The organism is Sphingobacterium sp. LRF_L2 (assembly GCF_965644235.1).
GTDB lineage: Bacteria > Bacteroidota > Bacteroidia > Sphingobacteriales > Sphingobacteriaceae > Sphingobacterium.
In genome coordinates this window covers 310,600-335,546 of the sequence record NZ_CBFFRI010000006.1, presented here as the reverse complement: position 1 = coordinate 335,546, position 24,947 = coordinate 310,600, and the positions used below count along the sequence as shown (strand labels likewise).

At 38.3% G+C, this 24,947-nt stretch carries 20 protein-coding genes and 1 pseudogene; 10 read left to right on the top strand and 11 right to left on the bottom strand.

Going from position 1 to position 24,947, the window contains the following annotated elements:
* A complete protein-coding gene (locus ACSZOX_RS14195) occupies positions 1-240 on the bottom strand; it encodes an acyl carrier protein (protein ID WP_037498900.1) in 240 nt (79 codons plus the stop codon).
* Positions 241-500: 260 nt separating this feature from the next.
* On the opposite strand from ACSZOX_RS14195, the gene ACSZOX_RS14190 reads away from it, so the two are divergent.
* The 4 genes from ACSZOX_RS14190 to ACSZOX_RS14175 all read left to right on the top strand — a co-directional run bounded on the left by ACSZOX_RS14190 (position 501) and on the right by ACSZOX_RS14175 (position 6,305).
* On the top strand, positions 501-1,007 hold the full coding sequence (locus ACSZOX_RS14190; protein ID WP_437920710.1) for an IPExxxVDY family protein: 507 nt from the start codon (positions 501-503) through the stop codon (positions 1,005-1,007).
* Positions 1,008-1,135: 128 nt separating this feature from the next.
* Positions 1,136-2,566, top strand: a complete 1,431-nt coding sequence (gene pyk / locus ACSZOX_RS14185) for a pyruvate kinase (RefSeq protein WP_437920709.1) — start codon at positions 1,136-1,138, stop codon at positions 2,564-2,566.
* A gap of 186 nt (positions 2,567-2,752) precedes the next feature.
* Complete coding sequence (locus ACSZOX_RS14180) at positions 2,753-5,422, top strand: TonB-dependent receptor (protein ID WP_437920708.1); 2,670 nt, start codon at positions 2,753-2,755, stop codon at positions 5,420-5,422.
* Positions 5,415-6,305, top strand: a complete 891-nt coding sequence (locus ACSZOX_RS14175) for a GLPGLI family protein (RefSeq protein ID WP_437920706.1) — start codon at positions 5,415-5,417, stop codon at positions 6,303-6,305. Before ACSZOX_RS14180 ends, ACSZOX_RS14175 begins: the two co-directional genes overlap by 8 nt.
* A 36-nt stretch (positions 6,306-6,341) precedes the next feature.
* Here ACSZOX_RS14175 and ACSZOX_RS14170 read toward each other — a convergent pair whose 3' ends face one another.
* Together ACSZOX_RS14170 and ACSZOX_RS14165 are read right to left on the bottom strand one after the other, a co-directional pair.
* Positions 6,342-6,695, bottom strand: a complete 354-nt coding sequence (locus ACSZOX_RS14170; RefSeq protein ID WP_437920705.1) for an MmcQ/YjbR family DNA-binding protein — start codon at positions 6,693-6,695, stop codon at positions 6,342-6,344.
* A 4-nt stretch (positions 6,696-6,699) separates the two neighbouring features.
* On the bottom strand, positions 6,700-7,251 hold the full coding sequence (locus tag ACSZOX_RS14165) for a thioredoxin family protein (protein WP_437920704.1): 552 nt from the start codon (positions 7,249-7,251) through the stop codon (positions 6,700-6,702).
* 226 nt (positions 7,252-7,477) lie between these two features.
* On the opposite strand from ACSZOX_RS14165, the gene dnaK reads away from it, so the two are divergent.
* Positions 7,478-9,382: a molecular chaperone DnaK gene (gene dnaK / locus ACSZOX_RS14160; RefSeq protein ID WP_437920703.1), complete on the top strand. Its 1,905-nt coding sequence runs from the start codon at positions 7,478-7,480 to the stop codon at positions 9,380-9,382.
* Between the two features lie 94 nt (positions 9,383-9,476).
* Here dnaK and ACSZOX_RS14155 read toward each other — a convergent pair whose 3' ends face one another.
* From ACSZOX_RS14155 to ACSZOX_RS14145, 3 genes are all read right to left on the bottom strand, one after another.
* Positions 9,477-10,169: a TIGR02117 family protein gene (locus ACSZOX_RS14155; RefSeq protein ID WP_437920702.1), complete on the bottom strand. Its 693-nt coding sequence runs from the start codon at positions 10,167-10,169 to the stop codon at positions 9,477-9,479.
* Between the two features lie 81 nt (positions 10,170-10,250).
* A complete protein-coding gene (locus ACSZOX_RS14150) occupies positions 10,251-11,165 on the bottom strand; it encodes a nucleotidyltransferase family protein (RefSeq protein WP_437920701.1) in 915 nt (304 codons plus the stop codon).
* A 56-nt stretch (positions 11,166-11,221) separates the two neighbouring features.
* Positions 11,222-12,775, bottom strand: a complete 1,554-nt coding sequence (locus ACSZOX_RS14145; protein ID WP_437920700.1) for a helicase HerA-like domain-containing protein — start codon at positions 12,773-12,775, stop codon at positions 11,222-11,224.
* A gap of 167 nt (positions 12,776-12,942) precedes the next feature.
* Between ACSZOX_RS14145 and ACSZOX_RS14140 the strand changes: the two genes are divergently transcribed.
* The 3 genes from ACSZOX_RS14140 to ACSZOX_RS14130 all read left to right on the top strand — a co-directional run bounded on the left by ACSZOX_RS14140 (position 12,943) and on the right by ACSZOX_RS14130 (position 15,632).
* The gene (locus ACSZOX_RS14140) at positions 12,943-13,284 is read left to right on the top strand and encodes a hypothetical protein (RefSeq protein WP_437920699.1); all 342 of its coding nucleotides are present in this window, start codon (positions 12,943-12,945) and stop codon (positions 13,282-13,284) included.
* A gap of 100 nt (positions 13,285-13,384) precedes the next feature.
* Positions 13,385-14,920: a SulP family inorganic anion transporter gene (locus ACSZOX_RS14135; RefSeq protein ID WP_437920698.1), complete on the top strand. Its 1,536-nt coding sequence runs from the start codon at positions 13,385-13,387 to the stop codon at positions 14,918-14,920.
* Positions 14,921-14,984: 64 nt separating this feature from the next.
* Positions 14,985-15,632: a carbonic anhydrase gene (locus ACSZOX_RS14130; protein WP_437920697.1), complete on the top strand. Its 648-nt coding sequence runs from the start codon at positions 14,985-14,987 to the stop codon at positions 15,630-15,632.
* Positions 15,633-15,688: 56 nt separating this feature from the next.
* On the opposite strand, the gene ACSZOX_RS14125 is transcribed toward ACSZOX_RS14130, so the two are convergent.
* On the bottom strand, positions 15,689-16,957 hold the full coding sequence (locus ACSZOX_RS14125; RefSeq protein WP_437920696.1) for a hypothetical protein: 1,269 nt from the start codon (positions 16,955-16,957) through the stop codon (positions 15,689-15,691).
* A 160-nt stretch (positions 16,958-17,117) separates the two neighbouring features.
* Between ACSZOX_RS14125 and ACSZOX_RS14120 the strand changes: the two genes are divergently transcribed.
* The gene (locus ACSZOX_RS14120; protein WP_437920695.1) at positions 17,118-18,788 is read left to right on the top strand and encodes a glutamine--tRNA ligase/YqeY domain fusion protein; all 1,671 of its coding nucleotides are present in this window, start codon (positions 17,118-17,120) and stop codon (positions 18,786-18,788) included.
* A 270-nt stretch (positions 18,789-19,058) separates the two neighbouring features.
* On the opposite strand, the pseudogene ACSZOX_RS14115 reads toward ACSZOX_RS14120, so the two are convergent.
* From ACSZOX_RS14115 to ACSZOX_RS14100, 4 genes and pseudogenes are all read right to left on the bottom strand, one after another.
* Positions 19,059-19,160, bottom strand: a pseudogene (locus tag ACSZOX_RS14115) (methylenetetrahydrofolate reductase); the annotation flags it as partial.
* A gap of 20 nt (positions 19,161-19,180) precedes the next feature.
* Positions 19,181-19,708 (bottom strand): ribosome maturation factor RimM, encoded by a 528-nt coding sequence (gene rimM, locus ACSZOX_RS14110; protein WP_437920694.1) that lies wholly within the window; start codon positions 19,706-19,708, stop codon positions 19,181-19,183.
* A gap of 114 nt (positions 19,709-19,822) precedes the next feature.
* Positions 19,823-20,341, bottom strand: coding sequence for a 30S ribosomal protein S16 (locus ACSZOX_RS14105; protein WP_437920693.1), 519 nt, complete (start codon positions 20,339-20,341; stop codon positions 19,823-19,825).
* A gap of 130 nt (positions 20,342-20,471) precedes the next feature.
* Positions 20,472-21,446 (bottom strand): hypothetical protein, encoded by a 975-nt coding sequence (locus tag ACSZOX_RS14100; protein ID WP_437920692.1) that lies wholly within the window; start codon positions 21,444-21,446, stop codon positions 20,472-20,474.
* Between the two features lie 97 nt (positions 21,447-21,543).
* On the opposite strand from ACSZOX_RS14100, the gene ACSZOX_RS14095 reads away from it, so the two are divergent.
* The gene (locus ACSZOX_RS14095; protein WP_437920691.1) at positions 21,544-24,942 is read left to right on the top strand and encodes a UvrD-helicase domain-containing protein; all 3,399 of its coding nucleotides are present in this window, start codon (positions 21,544-21,546) and stop codon (positions 24,940-24,942) included.
* Positions 24,943-24,947: the final 5 nt, after the last annotated feature.

The following is a 24,947-nucleotide window of genomic DNA, read 5'->3' as shown; positions in this document are numbered from 1 at the left end:
TTAGTTATTAACGTTCTTTTCTAAGTAAGAGATAGCTTGACCTACTGTACTGATGTTCTCAGCTTGATCATCTGGAATAGCTACGTTAAATTCTTTTTCGAATTCCATGATCAACTCAACTGTATCAAGTGAGTCTGCACCTAAATCATTCGTGAATGAAGCCTCTGGTGTTACTTCGTTTTCGTCTACACCTAACTTTTCAACGATAATTGCTTTTACTCTTGATGCGATATCTGACATGATTTTATAGTTTAATTGTTTAATAAATCTGTGCAAAGAAAAATAAATTTCCCCAAATATCAAACCTTTTTAGATTGAAGATTTGAAATAAGAACGTTTTTATTCCAGCATTGTTTCAAAAACCGCCGCTGTTAGCTACAAATCCAATATTAATAATTTTTTTTTTATCTACCAAGAAGCACTGATAAGACAAAGAATTTAATTAGAAAAATAACACATATGGGCCTTTTTTTTATAATTTCGAAGAAATTGACAACAGCGTGAGCGTAACAAAAAAACATTTAACACTTGATCTAGACTTCGACTTGGAATTAGATTTCGTATTGGTGGGTATAAGCTCTTCTCTACGAGATTACAGACTTTGTCACTTCGTTTATAAACACACCGGCTTAGCCTTCGTTCGGGGCAAAGAAGATTATATTGATCATAAAGGATATCTAAAAGAAAAAGAAAAAGATGAAATGGATTACCATATTATTTATGAGAGAACAAAACAAAAAGGAACAAAAAAACATTTTTTCACTATCTACCGCTATTGCGATCCAAACTTCGAATTCGAATACTATATTATCAATAACAGAAGCTTAGACGGGCAAGCCCTAGTACCAGAATTACCTAATTTTGACTATTTCTTGATCGTCAAACATTTTATCGACCAAGACGATTTACGTGTACTTTTAGATGATATTAAAAGCATCAATGAGGTTATGCTAACAAAAGAATTAGACCCTACTTCATTGAAATCCAAAGAAAATCTTATATTTTAGTGCTTTAAATCCCACAAAGTGTAAAATTTACACTTTAGTAAACCTAACTTAAAAACAGATTGCTATTTTTGCACTAAAAGTAAAAAGCAAATAAGCACATAAACGAACACACAAATAAAATACTGTAAATGAACAAGATTCAAAAAAGGACAAAAATTGTTGCCACACTAGGTCCAGCATCAGCAGACAAGAATACATTAACCAATATGATTGCTAAAGGTGTGGATGTTTGCCGCCTGAACTTTTCTCATGGAAGTCAAGACGATCATTTAAAAGTAATCAAAACGATTCAAGAGATTAATAATGAAAACCCTTTCAATGTTGGGATTTTAGCAGATTTGCAAGGACCAAAAATCCGTATAGGAAAAATGAAAGAGGGCGGTGCAGTATTGATTAATGGCTCAGCTGTAGAGATCACTACAGAAGAACTTATCGGTGACGAAAATCGCATTTATATCACTTATGAAAACTTCCCTAATGATGTAAAAGAAGATGAAATCATTCTTTTAGATGACGGCAAGTTACAATTGCGTGTATTGAGTACAAATCATAAAGATACTGTAAAATGCGAAGTAGTGCATGGCGGCGTTCTTACATCACGTAAAGGCGTAAATCTTCCGAACACGAAAGTATCCATCCCTTCATTAACAGAAGAGGATTTGGACAATCTAAACTTTGCGTTAGACAATGGAGCAGACTGGATTGCAATGTCATTTGTACGTTCAGCAGAAGACATTTATCAATGTAAAGAAATCATCAAACAAAAAGGAAGTCACGCACTAGTTATCGCTAAGGTAGAAAAGCCAGAAGCTATCGATAATATCGACGCCATCATTGAAGCGACAGATGCTGTAATGGTTGCCCGTGGAGATCTTGGTGTTGAAATGCCAATGGAAGAAGTTCCTGGTCTACAAAAAATGATTGTTCAGAAATGTCGCGACCTTTCTAAACCTGTTATCATTGCAACACAGATGTTGGAAAGCATGATCACAACACCTCGTCCAACACGTGCCGAAGTAAATGATGTTGCCAACTCTGTACTTGACGGAGCTGATGCCGTAATGCTAAGCGGTGAGACATCTGTTGGTGAATTCCCTGAAATTGTCATTGAAACTATGGCAAAGATTATTACACATGTGGAACAGACATCTTACCCCTATTACAGTACTAAAGAGAGTGTACACGCATCAAACACTAGAATTCCAGATGCCATTTGTGGGTCGTCAATACACTTAGCAGCGCATACACAAGCATCTGCTATTGCGGTTATGACGTCCTCTGGATATACAGCGTTTGAAATATCTAGCTATCGTCCAAATGCAGACATTTATGTATTTACTGGCAACAAAAAATTATTAAACTTACTTAGTTTAGTATGGGGCGTTCGCGTATTTATTTATGAAAAATTTGAAAGTACAGATGGTACTATTCAAGACGTAAACCGATTGTTAAAAGAGAATCAACTTGTTTCCTCTGGTCAAATCGTGATCAACACTTCTTCCACACCATTGCATGAAAAAGGCAGAACGAACACAATTCGCGTATCTGAAGTAAAATAATTCATACCGTTTAATAAAAAAGGTGTCTACAAAAAATGTAGGCACCTTTTTTTTGTCACATTCTTCCTCAAAAGAACGTTTACAATATCCTATACAAGCAATTATGTATCAAAGCTATTACATGAAAGATTTTAACACTAATTTACTCTATTTCTTCTTTTCTTTGGGCGTTGTCTAACTAAAATTATGAAAAGAGGGATTATAATCTTACTATTTCTATTAATAAATTATGCCTATGCTCAACGTTCTTTACAGGGAATAATTGTTGATCATGCCGATAAGAAAGCCCTGGAGAATGCTTCAGTAGTACTCTTAGACGGAGACTCCATCATGCGATATTTCGTACGCGCGGATCAACAAGGAAAATTTAGCATCAAAAATGTAGATGTGGGACAATACCTTCTTTTGGTCACCTACCCAAAGTTTGAGATATTTAGTCAACAGATAAAATTGCAAAATACAGATCTCAAACTAGATTCCATAAAAATCAGCTCCCAATCCAATCTCTTAGAAGAGGTTGTTATCAACCAAAAAATACCTATCAAAATCAAGGGAGACACTATTGAATATAATGCAGGAAGTTTCGAAACCGAGAAAAATGCAAAACTCGAAGATCTATTACGAAGATTACCCGGACTCACAGTCTCATCATCAGGCGAAATAACAGCACAGGGAAAAACAGTGTCAAAAGTACTTATTGATGGCGAAGAATTTTTTGGTTACGACCCTAAAATTGCTATTCGTAACGTCAGAGCCGATGCAGTAGACAAAGTACAAGTGTATGAACGAAAATCAGAGGAAGCAGAACTCACAGGCATCGACGATGGCGTTAGACTCCAAACCGTAAATGTCATTTTAAAGGAAGAAGCGAGGGTAGGTGTATTTGGCAATGCCGACGCCAGCCTGGGAACAAAACAATTATTTGACACCAATCTTTTTACCGCAAAATTCAACCGTTCGGAACGCATAGGCGTAACTGGAAACTGGAATAATATGGGAAATTCAGGAGATGCAAGTCGGATCCGAATGAATAACCAGATTGTTGGCAACCCCATGTACAAAAGTGCAGGTGTAAACTATGAGAACAATTTTTTCAAAAGAAAATTACAGCTTACATCCAGCTACAACATCAATAACAACCAACAAGCAAACGAATCCACTAGTTACAAAAAACTTATCCTAAACAATAACCAAAGTCAAGAAACTAACAGCAGTTCGGAGTCTAGCTCAAATAATACCAACCATGTATTTCGATCACAAGCACGCTATAAATTAGATTCTGTCAGTAATATAAATATCCAATTGAATGCAGGCAAAGGCAGTAGTGAATCGGCATCCAATTCTTCCAGTATTACGACAGGAAATGAAAATATCAAAGCAAACGGATTCGAAAAAAACAACAGCTCAACAAGCGACAAAGAAAACATGGACCTGCGTCTAGACTATAGAAGACGTCTCAATAAAAAAGGACGTAGCTTAAATCTTCATCTAAACACACAATTCGATAACACAGAAGGAACAAACCTAGTGAACGAAAACACAACATATTATCGCAGTACAGGTGATAGTGTCATAAGAGTAGACCAAACACGTAAAACAGAAAACAACACTCAACGCTTAGGTGCATCATTTAATATCTCCGAACCCCTTACAAAAAACATCAATCTTACAATTGGGTATTCATTCAACACCAATCAGCAGAAAGGTTTAGTAAATGCCTACAACAATTCAGAGCAAGGGCTTTCTACTTTGGACACTCTCTATTCAAAAAATCAAATTGATGCTTCCAACAACAACGGTATAGATCTAAATTTAAGTTTTCGTTACGAAAAATTCAACATTAACTTTTCCAACAAAACAGTCTATAAGTACCAAGAGCTAACCGATAACTATCGCGACCTCAATCTTGCAAGAAACTTCTGGCAAAATAACTTCAACGCAAATTTCGACTACAGAATCAGCAATAGCAAAAGTCTACGTTTAGATTATCAAAACAGCACAAATGTACCCAGTTTTTCACAACTACAGCCGTTACAACCTCCTACCAACGAGCTATATGTGCAATTAGGAAACCCCGATCTGAAAAGAGAAGGAAATAACACGATACGATTGAATTTCAACAAATTCAGTTTGCTTAAAGCCTCCTCCTTAAATGTAAATGCAACAAGCAGTTTCACAAGTAACGCAATAGTAAACAAATCCATTACGGATACATTAGGAAAAACAATCACCACTTTCGTTAACATCAATGATCATGTCAATTGGAATGCAAGATTGAATGCAAATTATGGGCGACCGATATGGAATGGAGTTATACAATTCGGACCTTCCGCTTCCATCTCCTACGACAACAATTATGAATACGTCAATGGAGAACTAAACAAAAACAATACCTCCAACTTTAGTTTAGGTATTAATGCCAATAAACAAAGCTCTAAAAATATAGACTTCAATGCCCAAATTGACATAGGTTTAAACGAAGAAGCAAATTCCATTCAGACCCAACTCAATAACACAGCATTTCGATCCTCCGCAAATGCAGATTTAAAATATTTTCTACCTTATAAATTCAGCCTTACACAAGTTATCTTTTACAGCTACACAGGAAAGACAAAAGTATTTCCGGACCCCGTGCAGCAATTCTATATGAATCTAGAACTAACACGTAAGCTACTAAAAAGTGAATCTCTTTTACTAAGTGTAAAAGTTTTTGACGTATTCAACAGTTTCAATAACATAAACCGTTCATCTGGGAATAGCAGCTTTTCGCAAACACAACAAGAAATGCTCACCCGATATCTTATGGTTGGTTTAAAATGGGATTTTAACAAAAATTTAGGAAAGAAAAATGAATAACTATATCTATCTAATCTTCGTTGTTGCTATTTGCAGTACTATTACCCCGCTACAAGCGCAACATGCATACTTTCCGATTAAAGGTGTAATAAGTTTTGAAAAAGAAGTCTACCTGCGCGCACGTATAAGAGAAATGAGTACAAAACCAGGTGGAGAAAATCGCGGTATGATGATGCGTTTTGGGGGAGATATTAACAACATGCCAGAGAAAAATTCCTCCATGTTTTCGCTTCAATTCGACGAAGACGAAACACTCATGCGGCCTACTGAATCAGACAATTCCACGAATACAAATTTTTCGAGTAGAAACTCAGGATCGGGAAGAAATACAGGATCTAGTCGTAACGGACGCCCGCAAAACAATACGGGACCAGGAGGAAATCCAGGTAATAGAGGCATGCGTGGGCCAAGCCAAGATAAAATTTACTATCAAAATCTAAAACAAGGTACTAGCCAAATTGAAATGCAACTCGATGACAAATACCTTCTTCAAGACTCATTACAACAGATAACATGGCGTTTTACCGATGAATATAGAGAAATAGCCGGTTATGAATGTAGACGTGTCAATGGCGCTACGCCAGATTCACTTTATATTGTCGCATTTTACACCGATCAAATCCCTGTTTCCGGAGGCCCCGCCTTAGTACACGGTTTACCAGGAATGATCCTAGGTTTAGCTATCCCCGAAATGCACATAAATTATTGGGCTAGAAAAGTAGAATTTATTGTTGATAATGTGCCAAAACAATGGTCAGACAAGAAAAGCAAAGAAATGCAAATGCGAGAATTCTTCGATAGCCTTCAAAACAACAGAATGTTTGGAGGAAGCGGAAATCCTAATCAAACACGGAGAAATCTTTTAGAAAATCTTATTTATTAGATACTAAAAAGTGTGTGTGTTATGTAGCAACAAGAGCTATAAAGAATTCTTTATAGCTCTTGTTAAAGAGTTGAAAACAAGATCATAACTATGATCAATAAGTTCAAGCAGACGCCTATCGGACACTTCTCGGTTACAATACACCGTATTCCAATGTTTTTTATTCATATGATATCCGGGAACCACCGTCTTCGGATAATCGGCACGCAATTCTAATGCGAGATCTGGATCACATTTGACATTAAAAGATAAAGAATCCACTTGTTCGAGCCCGACGAGCAGAAAAACCTTCCCTCCTATTTTAAACACCAAGGTATCAGGTCCAAAAGGAAGTTCTTCCGTAACGCTTTTTTTTTGAAGGCAATATGTCCTGACATCTTCTATATTCATGCTTCTAGCTTAAAGCCTCGATAAGTTCACGTTGCAGTTCCTCCCCCTTGTCGTCATTATACCACTTCTGCATAGTTTCTTTAATTTCTTCAAAGATCTTCCCATCCTCCTTCATGTGGACAAAAATATCCTGTAGCCTTTGAGGACGCGGTCCCCAAATCACTTTGTCATGTCCTACGTCATTTCTGATGATTAGTTTGGGAATAGATTTCCCTCCGTCTGTCAAATAATCATCAATTAGAAAAGGAGCTGTATCCCGCAATTGTATTTCAAAATCTATATTGGGATTATTTTTCACAATCTGATACAGTTGTGCAACTGAATGCGCTGCGTCACCACACCAAGGCTCTGTAATTACTATCCAATGTTGATGTTCCGTTATTGCAGAAATAAAACTTTTAATAGCATCATTCGGCTCGAAACGTTTCAACCAGCGATTCATTCTGGACCAATTAAGTTTGGTATAGTTAAAATATTCTTCATCTCCGTAAGGCTCATAATCCTGAGGAGATGCTAAAATCTGTTCAAAATAATCTAAATATTCCTGAAAGGTCATGTCATTTTGTGTTAACAGACGAATTTAGCAATTTATTCCGGCTTAAAAAAAATAAGGTTAGACACAACTTAATTATGACGATAGGACAACCAAATGACAGTTTGGCAGAACAGACATACAAAAAAAAGACAGGGTTTACATTTTTATGACGTTTTTCACCTTGGCACAGCAGTTGATAATAATGGTAGAAAATAATTAACAACTCGTAAATAATAAAAAACAAGATATGTCAAAAATTATAGGAATCGACTTAGGTACTACGAACTCTTGTGTTGCTGTGATGGAAGGTAACGAGCCCGTAGTAATTGCAAACAATGAAGGAAAACGCACTACACCTTCTATTGTTGCATTTGTTGAGGGAGGAGAGCGTAAAGTGGGCGATCCCGCGAAACGTCAAGCTATCACTAACCCTCATAAAACTGTTTATTCTATCAAACGTTTTATGGGTCTATCTTACGATGAATCTGTAAAAGAAGGACAACATGTTCCGTATAAAGTTATCAAAGGAGATAACAATACACCACGTGTAGAAATCGACGACCGTAAATATACTCCACAAGAAATCTCAGCAATGATTCTTCAAAAAATGAAGAAAACAGCAGAAGATTTTCTAGGACAAGAAGTTACAGAAGCTGTGATCACAGTCCCAGCATATTTCAATGATGCACAACGTCAAGCGACAAAAGAAGCTGGTGAAATCGCAGGATTAAATGTTAAACGTATTATCAACGAACCTACTGCGGCAGCTTTAGCATACGGACTTGACAAAGCACATAAAGACATGAAAATTGTTGTGTTTGACTGCGGTGGTGGTACACATGATGTTTCTGTGCTAGAGTTAGGAGATGGTGTATTTGAAGTAAAATCAACAGATGGTGACACTCACTTAGGTGGAGACGACTTTGATAATGTAATCATAAACTGGTTGGCCGACGAATTTGCAAGTGAAAACGCAGGCTTTGATCTTAAAAAAGATGCAATGGCTTTACAGCGCTTAAAAGAAGCTGCTGAAAAAGCAAAGATCGAGCTTTCTAGCACAACCTCTACAGAAATCAATTTACCTTATATCACTGCAGATGCTACTGGCCCTAAGCATTTGGTACGCACATTATCACGTGCAAAATTCGAATCATTAGCATCTGATTTGATCCAACGCACTATTGCACCTTGTAAATCAGCATTAAAGAATGCAGGCTATTCAACTTCTGACATTGATGAAATCATCTTAGTAGGGGGCTCAACACGTATCCCTGCAATCGTAGATGCTGTCAAAAGTTTCTTCGGAAAAGAACCATCTAAAGGGGTAAATCCTGATGAAGTAGTTGCTCTTGGCGCTGCAATACAAGGCGGTGTATTAACTGGGGAAGTGAAAGACGTACTACTATTAGATGTTACTCCTCTTTCTTTAGGTATTGAGACAATGGGAGGTGTAATGACAAAGCTTATCGAAGCAAATACTACTATTCCTACCAAAAAATCAGAAGTATTCTCAACAGCATCAGACAATCAGCCTTCAGTGGAGATTCACATCTTGCAAGGAGAACGCCCTATGGCTTCACAAAACCGGACGATAGGTCGATTCCATTTGGACGGAATTCCTACCGCTCCACGTGGTGTTCCTCAAATTGAAGTTACATTTGATATCGATGCAAACGGAATTATCAAAGTTTCAGCTAAAGACAAAGCTACAGGCAAAGAGCAAAACATCCGCATCGAAGCTTCTTCTGGATTATCCGACGACGAAATCCAAAAAATGAAACAAGAAGCTGAAGCGAATGCAGAGGCCGACAAAAAAGTTAAAGAAGAAGCCGATAAAATTAATGCTGCTGATGCCTTAATCTTCTCTACCGAGAAGCAATTAAAGGAGTATGGGGATAAAATATCTGCAGATAAAAAATCACCTATCGAAGCTGGTTTAGAAAAATTAAAAGTAGCTCATGCTGCAAGAAATTTTGATGAAATAGACAGCGCTTCAACAGAACTTCAAAATGCATGGAATGCTGCATCCGAAGAAATGTATGCGGCCTCACAACAAGGCGGAGCACAACAACCACAAGGCGAACCTAATGCACAAGGGGACAAACAAGGTGGTGACGATGTTCAAGATGTAGAATTTGAAGAAGTAAAATAAAGGATACAAATTCCTACCATAAGAAAGCCCGAAGGTTAAAACTTCGGGCTTTTATTTTATAACATTTTTTTAAAACAAGCTATATATTCTCTGATTATTTATAATAGCGCAATATTCCTTTATCAAATACCGTCCATATTCCCGAAGGCATATTCGCACGCTTTAATGCATTATTCGTCCATGTATTACATGAAAAGAATAAACTATAAGCGCCAACCGCTTCATAAAATGCATCATCGTCATTATACTGTGCATCTGTCGATATTAGGATTGCACGACCAAGACTATCCTTTTCCAAACTTTGAAGTACATAATCAATCAATCGTTTATATTGAGCAGGCGTAATACGCGTTTCTCTGCAATATTCTCCTTCAAACATCTGTTTATAATAAGTGACATGCAATGCCGTTTCACCAATTCCCAACCCAGCAACCAATGCAGTCTTAAGCTTCAAATCTTTCCATTCAGGCGTATGAAGATAAAATCCTTTATCACCCCAACCGATGGCTACCCAGTTCTGAATACTATCATTTCCTTTCGTTGCTTCATAGGGAAAAATATCGCTCCAAACAATCTGATCATTCCTGACAGGCAATACCACATCCGTATGAACACCATTCGATAAAATATACACCTTAACACCATCCTTTGCATACTCCATTGAGGAGTTAGTCGATGGAATACGAGATAGGATAAAATCAGCCGAAAAATAAAGCAAAACAAACAGAAGCAAGCCCAAAAGAAAATATCCTACCCACACGATCATTTTTTTTACTGTTACTCCCATAAAATATTAGCAAAAAAAGCTGTCTTCCACTATTTAACATCGCAAACAATGGAAGACAGCCTCTACAATCCGTATCAAAAATTAAAATAACTTCTCTGGATAAACCCCTTGTTCAACCAATTTCAAAATAGATTCCTGTACAATGGGTTTATCTTCTTTGTATGTTACTCCAAACCACTTAGACGAGGTAGGGATCACCCGGAAATCCGCTATTTTATGCTTCACCATATAATCAGGCACAGAGGGAATATAAAATTCAGATTTAGGATTTCCCTCATTTTCCGCTACAAAATCCTTAAACATAGCTTCTGCAATCTCAAATATACGCGGAGTGAATCCCCAAAAATTCATAGACACTCGAGTTTCAGGGGACAAAGTATGTTGAACACCATCCTCCTCGAAAACAATCTCTTTTGTACCATCAGCCTGATCCACATAGTAAATATTGGTTCTTTCTGTCACAGATTCCATATGCCCCTGTTCATCAACCTCACAAACTCCACGAGAAACATAACCGTAATCTGACATCGTGTTTCCTACCTGAAATCCCATTAAAGACATCTTATCATCAGAGACCTCGTTCGTAAGGAAACTGGCCATTTTCTCAAAGGAGTCTTTACCATAAAAATCATCAGCATTAATAACACAGAAAGCTTCTCCCACTTTATCTTTCGCACTCATTACAGCATGAGCAGTTCCCCAGGGTTTCACCCTTTCCACAACCTTATCAATACCAAACTTTGTCAAATCAAAATTTTGAAACGCGTAATCCACTTCGATTTTGCCAGCGAGTTTCAAATCAAATGCCTCACGCATTTTATCTAAAAACTCCTCACGAATAATAAACACAACTTTACCAAAGCCCGCCTGGATAGCATCAAAGATAGAATAATCAATGATAGTTTCACCATGTGGTCCAAAAGTGTCCATTTGCTTTAAGGATCCATATCTGCTTGCCATTCCCGCAGCGAGAATTAATAAGGTGGGTTTACTCATTATCTATCTTGTTAGAACCAATATCATATTAAGCAGGGCAAAGATAGAAATATTATTTATTTCTTTTTAAACATCGCATTAAGGATTCCCGAAGCGATTTTCCCCAACAGTTTAACACCTTCACGTGCCAAAGTTCTAGAAGCCTGCGTCTGTGCAGCCTCCAGAGGAGTCTGTCTAGAGGTTCGGACTGTTCCTGCCGACTTCGCTTTTTGCAGTTCCTTCTTCTCTAACTCCTCGGCCTTTTGTGTCTCCACATGCCGAAGTTTTTCGTCTACTATTTCCGCTGCACTATACCGTTCAATACGTTGTTGATATTTGTCGTAAAATTCTGAGTTCTTCACAGTAGCATCATACACAAGAGAAGAAGCGGGCCCCATCATAGCCCTAGCAGGAACCAAATGTGTTGCAACGACCTCCGTGGGAATACCCTTCTCATTTAACACTGTCACTAAGGCCTGCCCAGTACCCAACGAAGTCAGCACCTTATCAATTTCATAAAAAGGAGAATGCGGATAAGTCTTTACCGTTTTACGTAAATTTTCTGCATCATTCGGCGTAAATGCTCTCAATGCATGTTGTATACGATTTCCAAGCTGCCCTAACACAGATTCGGGAATATCCGTGGCTGCCTGTGTACAAAAAAACACACCAACACCCTTCGAACGGATTAAACGGACAATCTGTTCAATTTGTGAAAGGAACGCTTTTGAAGCACCATTAAATAATAGATGAGCTTCATCAAAAAAGAAAACCAGCTTAGGTTTTTCCAAATCTCCCACCTCAGGCAAGCGCTTAAACAACTGCATAAGCATACTTAATAAAAAAGTTGAATAGAGTAACGGCTGATCCTGGACATCAGCAATATTTAACAAGGTAATCACTCCACGCCCGTCCAACTTATTAAACAAATCATCCACATCAAACTCTTTCTCACCGAATATATGAGCCATTCCCTGTTGTTCCACTGCCACTATCTTTCTCAAAATAGTTCCAGCCGTCGCTGTACTAATTTTCCCATAGTCATCTTTTATCTCTGCCGCACCAGGTCCCTCAGCCAAATAAGACAACGTTCGTTTCAGATCCATCAAATCGACTATAGGCCATTCCTGATCCGCAGCATACTTAAACAATGCTGCTAGGACTCCTTCCTGCGTTTCATTAAGCCCCAATACACGAGAAAGAAGAATCGGACCAAAATCTTCAACCTTAATACGCATCGCAGCACCAAGCTTACCACTTAGTGAAAAAATCTCCACTGGAAAAGCCGACGCTTCGAAAGGAATGCCTACTGCGTTACCTCTTTCAATCAATGCGTCATTAACTTTTCCAGACTCAGCCAAACCTGACAAATCCCCCTTAACATCCAACATAAACACCGAAACCGCTGCATCAGAAAGCTGCTCAGCAATCAACTGTAATGTTCGTGTTTTTCCTGTACCGGTAGCACCCGCAATAAGCCCATGTCGATTCATCATTTTCAGTGCAAGATTAACCTTCGCTTCGGTAATGATATGACCATTCAATATCCCGGCTCCGAGTTGAATAGAAGCACCTTTAGGACTATACGACGCTGTTATTTTATCCACAAATTCTTGTTGCTTGGCATCCATAAGTAAGTAATTAGAGGATTATAATAAAAATGACATACAATTGTAACAATTCCAACTAAATATAAGAATATATTGCGATTTAATAAAAAAATAACTTTTCAAAAGAGATTACGCATCAATTTCCAAAGAAAAAATTGTATTTTTGAGTTAGACAAGAACAAAAAAGCGTGTTAAATAAGATTACACAAATATTGGCTGCTAAAGTGTGCTTTGCCATCTTTTTTATAAAGATGCTCATTGCCGCTACACCTATATTTATAGATGTCTTAGACAAAGGCACCATCCTCCAAGTTGTCCTGCAGCTCGAAATTGAAAACAATGCTAAGGGTAATAACCCATGCGAAGATCATCATGAGACTGGTTCGAAGTTCTTCAGCCTCAGCTCTTCAGACTATTGCTTCTTCTGTAGTATTTTGGAAAACAACGCGAAACAGCGAAGATATTTAAAAGACGAAAAATCGATACGAGCGTATCATCCTTCTGTACCCACCCCGCCTCCTAACGCTTAAAAATTATATCAACGTATTTCTGAAGCCTATTTTCAATAGAGTTTCACGTTCACAAATTGTGAAGTTAAAATCGAATAACGGACAATTTAATTCTAGTATTATGTTAGGAACTCGTACGTCTGCTTTTCTTAAATTATCGAAAAGAGACTTAAAATATGATTTTCCAGCGAGTGTTGTGGTGTTCCTAGTAGCGCTGCCACTATGTCTGGGTATTGCAATGGCATCAGGAGCGCCATTATTTGCAGGGATAGTTACAGGTGTAATCGGTGGTTTAGTAGTCGCCTCGATCAGTAAATCACCATTAAGCGTGAGTGGACCCGCAGCCGGTTTGACCGTTATCGTATTAGGAGCCATTGAGAAACTCGGCGCCTATGAAACATTTTTACTCGCTGTTGTTATCGCGGGGATTATCCAACTGATATTAGGTATTATCAAAGCAGGCATGATCGGAAACTACTTTCCCTCGGCCGTTATATTAGGCATGCTGGCTGCGATTGGTATAACCATAATCTTAAAACAAATACCTTTAGCTTTTGGAATGACGGAATCACATGCTTTTGAAATTGATAATGGAGGAGGAATAGCGTCCTTTCACGACACCATACTCTCGAGTATCAATTGGGGGGCAACCCTGATCTGCCTGTTATCTTTAGTCATCTTAATTTATTGGCCAAAAATAAAAGGAGCTAATAAAATCCCAGCTCCTCTAATGGTTGTTGCTATCGGAATCGCATTGGCATTCGCTTTTCAAGGATCGGAAATAACACTGACTCCCAGTCATTTTGTAGTCATACCTGTTGTGAATTCCTTTAACGAATTCACCAATTTATTCGCTTTTCCAGACTTCTCTCAGATTTTAAATAAAGACGTGTGGATTGTGTCCATCACTATCGCAATTATTGCCAGTTTGGAAACACTACTTAGTATAGAAGCCATCGACAAGTTAGATCCATTTAAAAGAAATACACCTACAAATCGCGAACTTATCGCACAAGGAATAGGGAATGTTACCAGCGGCTTTTTAGGCGGTCTACCAATGACCTCTGTCATTGTACGTTCATCAGCAAACGTACAAGCAGGAGGAAGAACGCGACAATCAGCTATGTTGCACGGTATGTGGCTTTTAGTCGCTCTATTGGCTATACCATCCCTCATCAATTTAATTCCGCTGTCCTGTCTTGCAGCCATTCTCTTACATACAGGTTATAAATTAGCAAAACCAACACTGTTCAAAGAAATGCTTCGCAAAGGCTTAGATCAATTTGTCCCCTTCTTTGTCACCATTTTGGCAGTAGTCTTCACCGACTTACTTATGGGCGTAGGGATAGGCATTTTAGTTGCAATATTTTATATCATTAGAGCCAATATGCAAAATGCATTCAAGATGGAAATCCGGGAACAAAATGGCGAAAAAATTGTTATCATGACGTTGGCGGAAGAAGTTTCATTTTTAAACAAGGTTCCAATCCAACAAAAATTATATAGCCTTCCGAAAAACGTTGAGGCTATCCGTATTGATGGAAAACACAGTAAGTTTATCGACAAAGATGTTATTGAGGTGTTAAAGGATTTTGAAATGAATGCCGTAAGCAAAGGAATCGATATTGAACTGGAATCCATCACCTACAAAAAATAATTGATTAGAAAATAATAAATACATTAACTTGGCAGCACAACTCTGCTATTACAAAAAAGAAAAAATGGGAAATAAGGAACTAGAATTAGGATTTCAAAAAATATTAGACGGTAATAAAGATTGGTGTGAATTTGTAAAAAATGACACTACAGGTCGTTTTCAACAACTTGCAAAAGGTCAAAATCCAGAAATCTTATGGATTGGTTGCGCAGATAGTCGTGTACCAGCAAATGAAATCACAGGCAGAAAACCCGGTGAAGTCTTTGTTCATCGCAATATTGCAAATATGTGTGTACATTCCGATATGAGCTTACTATCGGTGTTGGACTATGCCGTCAACGTACTAAAAGTGAAGCATATCATCGTTGCAGGACATTACGGATGTGGAGGCGTTGCAGCTTCCCTAAGCGGCAAACAATTTGGAATTATCGATAACTGGTTAGCTCATATCAAAGATGTTTACAGATTACACGCACAAGAGATCGATGCCATCGGAGACCATGAAGCGAAAGTAAACCGCTTGATCGAATTGAATGTGCAAGAACAAGTATTCAATTTATGCACCACCTCTATCGTTCAAAATGCATGGAAAAACGAGCAAGATTTGGCGGTACACGGGATGGTTATCAACATTGGCACGGGTGAATTAATCAATCTGGAGAATACATTCACTTCAAATGATAGCTTAGGAAAAGTATTTGCTTTTCAATAGTAAACTATACCTCTCCAGAGAATAAGGTTACCTCCAAAGCACTGGTGGTAACCTTATTAATTTATAAACTCTCCATTTTGGCTGACGCTCTTTAAAAAAGGGCTTGCATAGCGATCTAATATGACGGCAAACTCATATCGACTCACATATTGTTTCACATCAAAGCTTCCTTCAAAACCAAACTTTGAAGACCAATCCCTTTCAATTTCTCGATCTATTTCGTTTCCTCTCAAGCCAACAAACTTGATAAGCGCTAAAAAATCACTCCAAATCAAATGTTCAGGATTATTATCCGCAAACCAAAGTTGACTTCTCGAATACAACCGGTTGAAGACAGGTTGTACATCCTTCATCTTTACTTTTTCATATTTATCAAAAACACATCTACCTGCTCTAACGTCCATCGCTAAAATACCCGATAAACCAAAACGTTGCAATGCATAAAAGTTTTTATCCTTTAAAGAGACATCCTGATAAGGCATAATACGCATGCCATACGTCATCAATTCCATCTGCAATTTTCGGACATCTATTTTCTCACTTGTGGTTTTAAAAAATGATACATAAGCCGCCGTCGCCCCCAATGCTTGCCCCATCGCAGACTGAATAACCACAGCCTCGGTTTCTTCTTTTAACATATTTTGAGCCATGATCGGACTAAAAAAACCAGCATGTTCTCCTGAAAGCAATTGTTTTAACGTCACAGCATACAATCCATCGTTCATCACACCAGAAACCACTAAACCACGCAATTCCCGTATAGAGATCGCTTCAATCGGAAAGATTTCTCCTACATGGAGTGGTGAAGAAACAAATTTAGTTCTGAGATCTCCCCCCTTCGAAGCATCCACTACAGCACGAAATTCAAACTTCTCCTTATTAGCTAACACCGCCGCCCAATTGGATTTATCAGCTTTTAAGCTAATGAGTTTCTGTCCTCTACATACTGTCAGCTGCGGACAGTTATGCAAAATTTTATCTAATGCATTTAAAAATAAACGCGGGCTCATATCTTTCTTTACCACCAAAGCCAAAGAATCGTCTCGACTTTTTGACAAAGCCATATCCATTAAAATTTCTAACCAAATTCCGCCGTCAAGTCCAGCATGCTCCTCCACAGTAATCTGTTTGGTAGAAAATTCAGGAACCAACGTATCTGTCTCAACGACCCAAAGAGTAGGCACATTTGACCGCGCAGACTGTACCGCAGCGGAAAAGGCTAACATTCCAGAACCGTAAACCAATACTTGTGGTTTCTGCTTCTTCTGCGCCATGCAAGGAAACTCTAGAAACACAAATAATAAGCTTAAAACTATATACCTCATTTTTTTAAAAGAAAACTATCGTCAACTAAAATACACAATTCTAAGAACCCCATAGGCAGCGTAATGATTAAAAATAAAAGACAAAAAACCATATCGAAGCATCGTATTAATTTTGAGAACAGCACATCCGATATCAACCATAAATAATTAACTTTGTATCATGTTAAATGAAGAAAAACCACTGAATTTTATCGAGGAGATTATTGAAGAAGATCTTCGTTCAGGAAAACATGATGGCCGCGTGTTGACACGTTTTCCTCCTGAGCCAAATGGATATTTACATATCGGGCACGCCAAATCCATTTGTTTAAATTTTGGCTTGGGACAGAAGTACAACGGCAAAACCAATCTTCGTTTTGATGACACAAATCCTGTAACAGAAGATACAGAATATGTAGAAAGTATCAAGCAAGATATACAGTGGTTAGGTTTTCAATGGGCAGAAGAACTTTATACTTCAGACTATTTCGAAACATTATATTCATATGCTGTAGAGCTTATAAAAAAAGATCTGGCCTATGTTGATGACAGTACTGCCGAAGAAATTGCAGCCGCAAAAGGAACACCAACAGAGGCTGGAGTGCCAACACCTTACCGTAGTCGTTCTATTGAAGAGAACTTAACTTTATTTCAGGAAATGCGTTCTGGTAAATACAAAGATGGTGAGAAAGTACTTCGTGCAAAGATTGACTTAGCCAATCCGAACATGCACCTTCGAGATCCTTTGCTATACCGAATTAAACATGCACATCATCACCGTACAGGAGACAGATGGTGTATTTATCCAATGTATGATTTTGCCCATGGACAATCAGACTCCATAGAAAAGATCACACACTCTATTTGCACATTAGAATTTATACCGCATCGTCCATTATACGATTGGTGTATTAATAAATTAGAAATTTTTCCTTCCAAGCAATACGAATTTGCCAGATTGAATCTTTCCTATACTGTAATGAGTAAGCGGAAGTTATTGCAGCTAGTCAATGAAGGTTATGTAGAAAGCTGGGATGATCCACGTATGCCAACTATCTCCGGATTGAGACGTAGAGGCTATACAGCAGCGTCCATCCGTAACTTCTGCGACCGTATTGGTGTACAAAAACGGGAAAACATGATTGATGTCAGTTTACTTGAGTTTTGCATACGTGAAGATCTCAATCACACAGCTTGGCGTCGGATGGCGGTACTTGACCCGATCAAGTTGATTATCACCAATTATCCTGATGAGCAAACCGAAGAACTTCATGGTGAAAATAATCCAGAGGTTGAAGGAGGCGACGGTTCAAGAACCATTCCATTTAGTAAAGAATTATGGATAGAGCGTGACGACTTCATGGAAGACGCTCCAAAGAAGTTTTTCCGTTTAGGTCCTGGATTATCTGTACGTTTAAAGCACGCCTATATTGTAACCTGTCACGATTTCGTGAAAAATGAAAGCGGTCAAGTAACAGAAATACATTGTACTTACATTCCAAATTCAAAATCAGGCGAAGACACTTCCGGTTTAAAAGTAAAAGGCACGATCCATTGGGTATCAGTATCTCATGCTCAACAAGCAGAAGTGAGACTCTATGATAGGCTTTTCAACGATGAAAACCCTGCCGCTGCAGAAGATTTCAAACAGTCTATAAATCCAGATAGCTTAAAAATTATTCAAAACGCCTACATTGAGCCAAGTTTATCAAAGGACACAACGACACAAGGATATCAATTTATTCGTTTAGGCTATTTCACCCTAGACAGCAAATCCACAGCAGACAAATTAGTCTTCAACAGAACAGTGACGTTGAAAGATTCCTGGGCAAAAGAAGTAAAAAAATCATAAGAGCTCTCTCTTAACATAGCAAAGGGGCAATGAAATATTCATTGCCCCTTTTTCATACAAGAAACTTCTATCACACGCAACCAAGCGTACGTATTCTCTTAAAATATTATGTTGAATTGGAAACAATGCCAAACGCTACACATTTTTTTTGTTGGATCAGATTACTCATTGTGTAAAATGCGGTATCGGAGCTCCAAGCTTAATCAATTCCTGACACTGGTGCCCCCCATGCTTCGCCCACCTGTCGCACCTCAGTACTGGCTTTACAAGCATCTGTGTCACGGTAAACTCTGCCCCCATCTCAACCTTATTCTTCAAGCATTTAAAATTCGGCACCTCAAAATGTTTCTCAGGATATCCTGCGACACCGATATATCGAAGCCCTTTCTAAGCTACACCTCGCGATACAGATCAACCAGTCCTTCAGGCAACTCCACCTCGATTATTTCTTCCTCCATATCAATATCCAGTATAAGTTCCTCATTTAAAGGAAACAACAATTCCTTTCCTTGAAAGTCCACTGTAGCAATAAACTGTTGAGGAAGCTCCTGTACATTCGTGATTTCCCCCAATTCACCTTCGTGTTCATCAATTACCAAGAAGCCCACCAAATCCGTGTAACGAAAATCATCAGGATCACGTTCAGGCATCTTATCATTAGGCAAATAAACTTTCCTTTTCACCAATGGTTGTGCTTTATCAATATGGTCTACATCTTCAAGATTTAGATAAGCCGTACTATTCTTTTGAAGCTTAATAGAATCAACAAAATATGGCACCAATTTCTTATTTACTTCAAGAAAAAGCACATCAAAATCCAAATCCATGTAATCCTCGAATTCAAAGAAAAGCTGAAGCTCCCCCTTTAGTCCGCGTGTCTTAGTAACATATCCAATATAAAATGTATCCGATAAATTCATACCGCAAATTAAAAAATGAAAATTAAAAATATTCGAGCAAGGTTCTCATTCCTATTTTATGAAAAAAGCCGAATCGTTAAGGACTCGGCTTTCTTGAATCTGTATGAATAGTATTTATCCTTCAGTTTCTTCTGATGCAGGAGCTTCAGCTTCTTCAGCAGGAGCCTCAGCAACTGGTGCATTTTTAGCAGCAACAGCAGCAGCCTTATCTGCATTTTTCTTTGCTTCAGCAGCAAGAGCAGATTTTTTAGCTTCCTCTTTTGTTTGTGCTAAACCAGATTTTTTACCTTCAATTTTTGCATCATTACCTTCAGACCATTTAGCAAATAGTTCTTCCGCTTTAGCATCATCAAAAGCACCTTTTTTCACACCACCTTGCAAGTGTTTTTTGTAAAGAACACCTTTAGCAGAAAGGATAGTACGAGCCGTATCTGTAGGTTGTGCACCTTTGTTCACCCAATCCAAAGCTTTTTCAAAATCCAAAACGATAGTTGCTGGATTTGTGTTTGGGTTGTAAGAACCAATACGATCGATAAATTTACCATCACGTGGAGCACGTGAATCTGCTACTACTACGTGGTAGAAAGGTTTCCCTTTTTTACCATGTCTTTGCAATCTAATTTTAGTTGCCATGTTTTAAATAATTTTATGTATTCAACATATCCCCCGTGCTTCGTACAAGAGGGGATGCAAAGATAACAATTAAAATGAAAAAATAAAACGCAAAACGAGTTAAGCCCCTGAATATTACAGGGAGAGCTAACTATTCATAAACAATTTTAGTAAGATGCCCTTTAAAAATTGAGCCATCAAGAGACTGTAAACCATAACTGAATTCTGTAGGGTTACCATCTGCATTGGTTACCACATGAACTTCCACACTATTATCCCAGTCAGGAATTACCGTCTGATTGTACTCTCCCATGAATGCTTGTAACTGCACATTATGAGGTAAATAACGAGAAACAACCTCTTCAGATCTATAAGGATGAAAACCTATAGCCTGATAAATTTTAAAAAGAGGATTCGGTGTGTCTTCATATTGCAAAAACTGAAAAGTAGTTAATAGCTCTCCACTAAGAATATCTCCAAGAGAAGATGAGTAATTTCCTGTATTCAAAACACTCTTTATACGATGAACCTGATCTCCATCGTATTCGTAAGTTAACACCTCCTCCGGACCTAATACAAGACCAGATAAACCAACAGAATAGGGAGCTGCAACTTTCAACTTTCTATAGCGAACTGTTGCAGGTAAATCACTACTGCCAGTATAGTTGAAAGTCGTCAAAGTCCCATCTGTCTTTAATTCTCTATGAACGCTCTTCCATCTGTTTTCCTCTGAGATGAAACTTTTTGACTCTTGAAGGAGAGAATCAATAACAATTTCTTTAAGACGACCTTGATTATCCCAAATATAGCGTAACTTCTCTACGTAAATATAGGCAGACACTGCATCCTCACTTTCATGTGCTTGACGCGTATACGCAACTCGACCATCACTCCCGTAAATAAATACTTTATCGCCTACCTTAGACAGTCGTCCTTGTGTATCATAGCGAAAATCATGAGTCCGCTCCTCGGATACAGTCATAGACTGCGTCCCCTCATTAACAGTCTCCACATTCGTCTCCACGATCATACTTATCCGCTCTTCCGTCAAAGGTTGAACAACATTATCTTTACAAGATATTACCAGGAAGACAAAGATAGCTCCAAAAAAACAATAGGATTTCATAATTTCAGCATTTGATTCTTAAATCAAAGATATAAATTTATACCTATAACTTTTCGTTCTATTTTCCCATTCACACATTACTTCTTACCTTCACACTATGAATTCTGTTGCGCCTTTAAAAATACTAAAAGCTTCGGCTGGCTCTGGTAAAACCTTTAGTCTTACCTTACACTACATCAGCTTACTCCTATCCAACGAAAACAGTTATCGAGAGATCCTTGCAGTTACGTTTACGAACAAAGCTACAGCGGAAATGAAAGAAAGAATCTTGAGTGTCTTACAAGGGTTAGCCTTAGGAAGCAGAACTCAAAAGATAGCCGATTTCCGCAGGCTTCTCCTACAGCAACTTCCTGATTGGAACGCGCAGCAGATTCAAGAAAAAGCATATCAGGTTTACCGTAAAATCCTCCACAACTACGGTCATTTTACCATTAGTACTATTGATGGTTTTTCTCAAAAAGTGATACGTAGCTTCACTTATGAGCTCAATCTCGACGCCGCTTACAAGATAGAGATGAATACAGCCAAGGTAAAGCAAGACTTATCCTTTATGCTTAATCAACTACTTGATGAAAGACCAGATCTTCTGACTTGGATTATCGAATTTGCAGAAAAAAAGATAGCAAATAATGAAAATTGGAACTACAGGCAACAACTTTTAAACCTAGCCGGATTAATTTTCACAGAAAATTTTCAAGAATTCAATACTCACCTTTCCGTTGCAAATGCAAACAACCTGTTTGATTTACTCCATAGAGATGTGGAAGAAAAAAGCAAATTCTTCCTCGACACGCTAAGTCAAGCTATAGAGACATTTTCACAGACTTTCAAAATTTTTCAACTAGCTGCAGACGATCTCAAAGGCAAGTCTAGAAATAAACTCATTTCAGCAAGTAAAATAAACCCGAAGATCCACAAGGAATCCTCTAGTAGCCTACAAAAAATCTTCGAAAAATTCTTAGAACTCCCCGAAAATGACGATGCTTTCACAGCCGCAGACAAAAGCCTACGTGAAGATATACGACATGCCCTATCCCCTGTACTCCAACAATTTTCCGAGCTCTATAAATTCTTCCCTACATTTATAGCCTACCAAGCTGTCCAAAATAACCTATACTACCTTCGTTTATTGAAAGAAATGAGCGATTTACTGAGCCAATGGCGTAAAGACAATGGCGCGCAGCTCATTTCCGATTCCCAGATCCTACTCAATAGATTAGGGTTAGACGACCATAATGATCCCACTTTCATTTGGGAAAAAATCGGCAATCGTTACAATTATTTCCTTTTTGATGAATTCCAAGACACCTCCAGAATACAGTGGAAAAACTATAGTCCACTACTTATCAATGCATTAAGCAATGCAAGACAAAAAATCAGTGAACATCTTATCGTTGGCGACGTCAAACAAAGCATCTATCGTTGGCGCAATGGAGATTGGCGCATCCTTTTGCAACAAGTAGAAGAGCAAGTTTCCCAGGCATTTCATCTAGCCCCAGAAGAGCGTTCAACATTTATAGAAAACGGCTCATTAGACACCAATTTCAGAAGTTATCCACATATCATAAAGCTAAACAACTATTTGTTTCATACTATTCCTAAGATGTTACAGGATGTATTAAACGAAAAAGTGAAAGAAAACCTACAAGAAGAAGCTCAAGAGTGGTGGTCAAGCTCTGGAAATAGCGAAATGCTCATCAAAGCCTATGCAAACAGTGCGCAAGAAATACCACAACATCGTTTAATCGACAACGCGAAACAAGGATCCATCGAAATCCAATATATCCCTGTCACAGATGGCCGCTGGCGCAGAAACCAAGTCATCGAGGAGTCTCTACAATTGCTCTGTGAGAAAATAGGCGATTGGCTATCCCAAGGCCGCTATGAAGCCAAACAAATCGGCATTCTCGTCCGCAGCAATGCCCAAGCCCGTCAGGTTATCCAAGAGCTCATGACCTACAAAAACAAAAGTAGTCTCACTTTCGAAGTCATTTCAGGCGATGCTCTTTCATTAGCTTCAAACGACGCTATACTATTATTGCTCGAGACCCTAAAAGCCTTTGTTTATAGTTCCGACAAGCATGTCATCCATCGTGCCAAAATGGCCTATCTATATCAACTGTTAAAAAAACACAGCAGCTTTGAGGACAACAACTGGTTCCATTTCAAAAAAAACAATTTAGATTCCTTACGGGACATACTGCCAGAAGCATTGGTAAGCCAATGGAAAAAACTACAACAATCACCACTCGTCCACTTGATAGAACAACTTATCGAAATCTATGGACTCCACGAGAAAGGCAATATTCACCTACCTTACATCCTTGCTTTCAAAGATATCATTTCCAATTTCTCAGCGGCAGGAGAACGAGGAATAACCCAATTTTTGCAATATTGGGAAGAAGACGGCTATACCGCAGCTCTTCCATCCAATGGAAAAGTAGACGCTATCGAAGTAACAACAATCCATAAATCTAAAGGTTTAGCTTATGATGTTGTAATGATTCCATTTTGCTCCTGGGATTTAGATGGGAAGCTTAATGGCGATTTTTGGATCGACACCCTAGAATCCCCATTCCACAGTCTTGGTAAAATCCCTATTAAATACAACAGTAGTGTAGGCAATTCCATCTTTTTCAAACAATATTATGAAGAAATGCTATTCAATTATATGGACGCACTAAACACCTTCTATGTTGCTACTACCCGCGCCATACAGCACCTCTACATATCAGCTCCGTCTTTCAAAGAGAACGTCGATCGGAAAACAGGTGAAATCACAGGATTCGACATGAAGAACGAATACATCAGTGATCTATTATTTCAGGCGCTAAGCACTGAAGAATCAGGCTACAAATTAGATAATTCCAAGCTAAACATAGACCATGTCATTCCCCCATCAAACGAGACAGCACCACTAAAAGAAAAAAAACAAAACATCGATTCACCAGAAGAGAAATTCAGTGAACGGATTATTGTCCTGCAGTCTTATCCCATTTCCCATGAATTACAAAAAGCCTTCGACAAATCCAGCAAACGTACGATTAACAACATACTGATGTTAGAAAAAGCTGCACAGTACGGTATTCTCGCACATGAGATCATGTCCGAAATTTCGAAAGAACAAGAAATTATTTCATTTGTTGATAGCTACATTGAACAAGGTATTTTGACAAACGATGACAGACCTTTTATTATGGAAGAAATACATCGCATCTGGCAGCATCCACAAATAAACCAATGGCTAACAGGTTCATACAAAATTTGGAATGAAGCCAGCATCATCTTAGAAAATGGAGAAACCATACGCCCCGACAAAGTTTTTACAAGTCCAGATGAAACCATCGTTCTGGATTTCAAATTTACCAAGGGAGACTATGCAGATCATCAATGGCAGGTAGATAGCTACAAAAAAGCTTTGAGCAATCTAGGTTACACAAATGTTAGTGGCTACCTCTATTATGCCAAAATCAATGAACTTGTAGAAGTAACATAATGAAC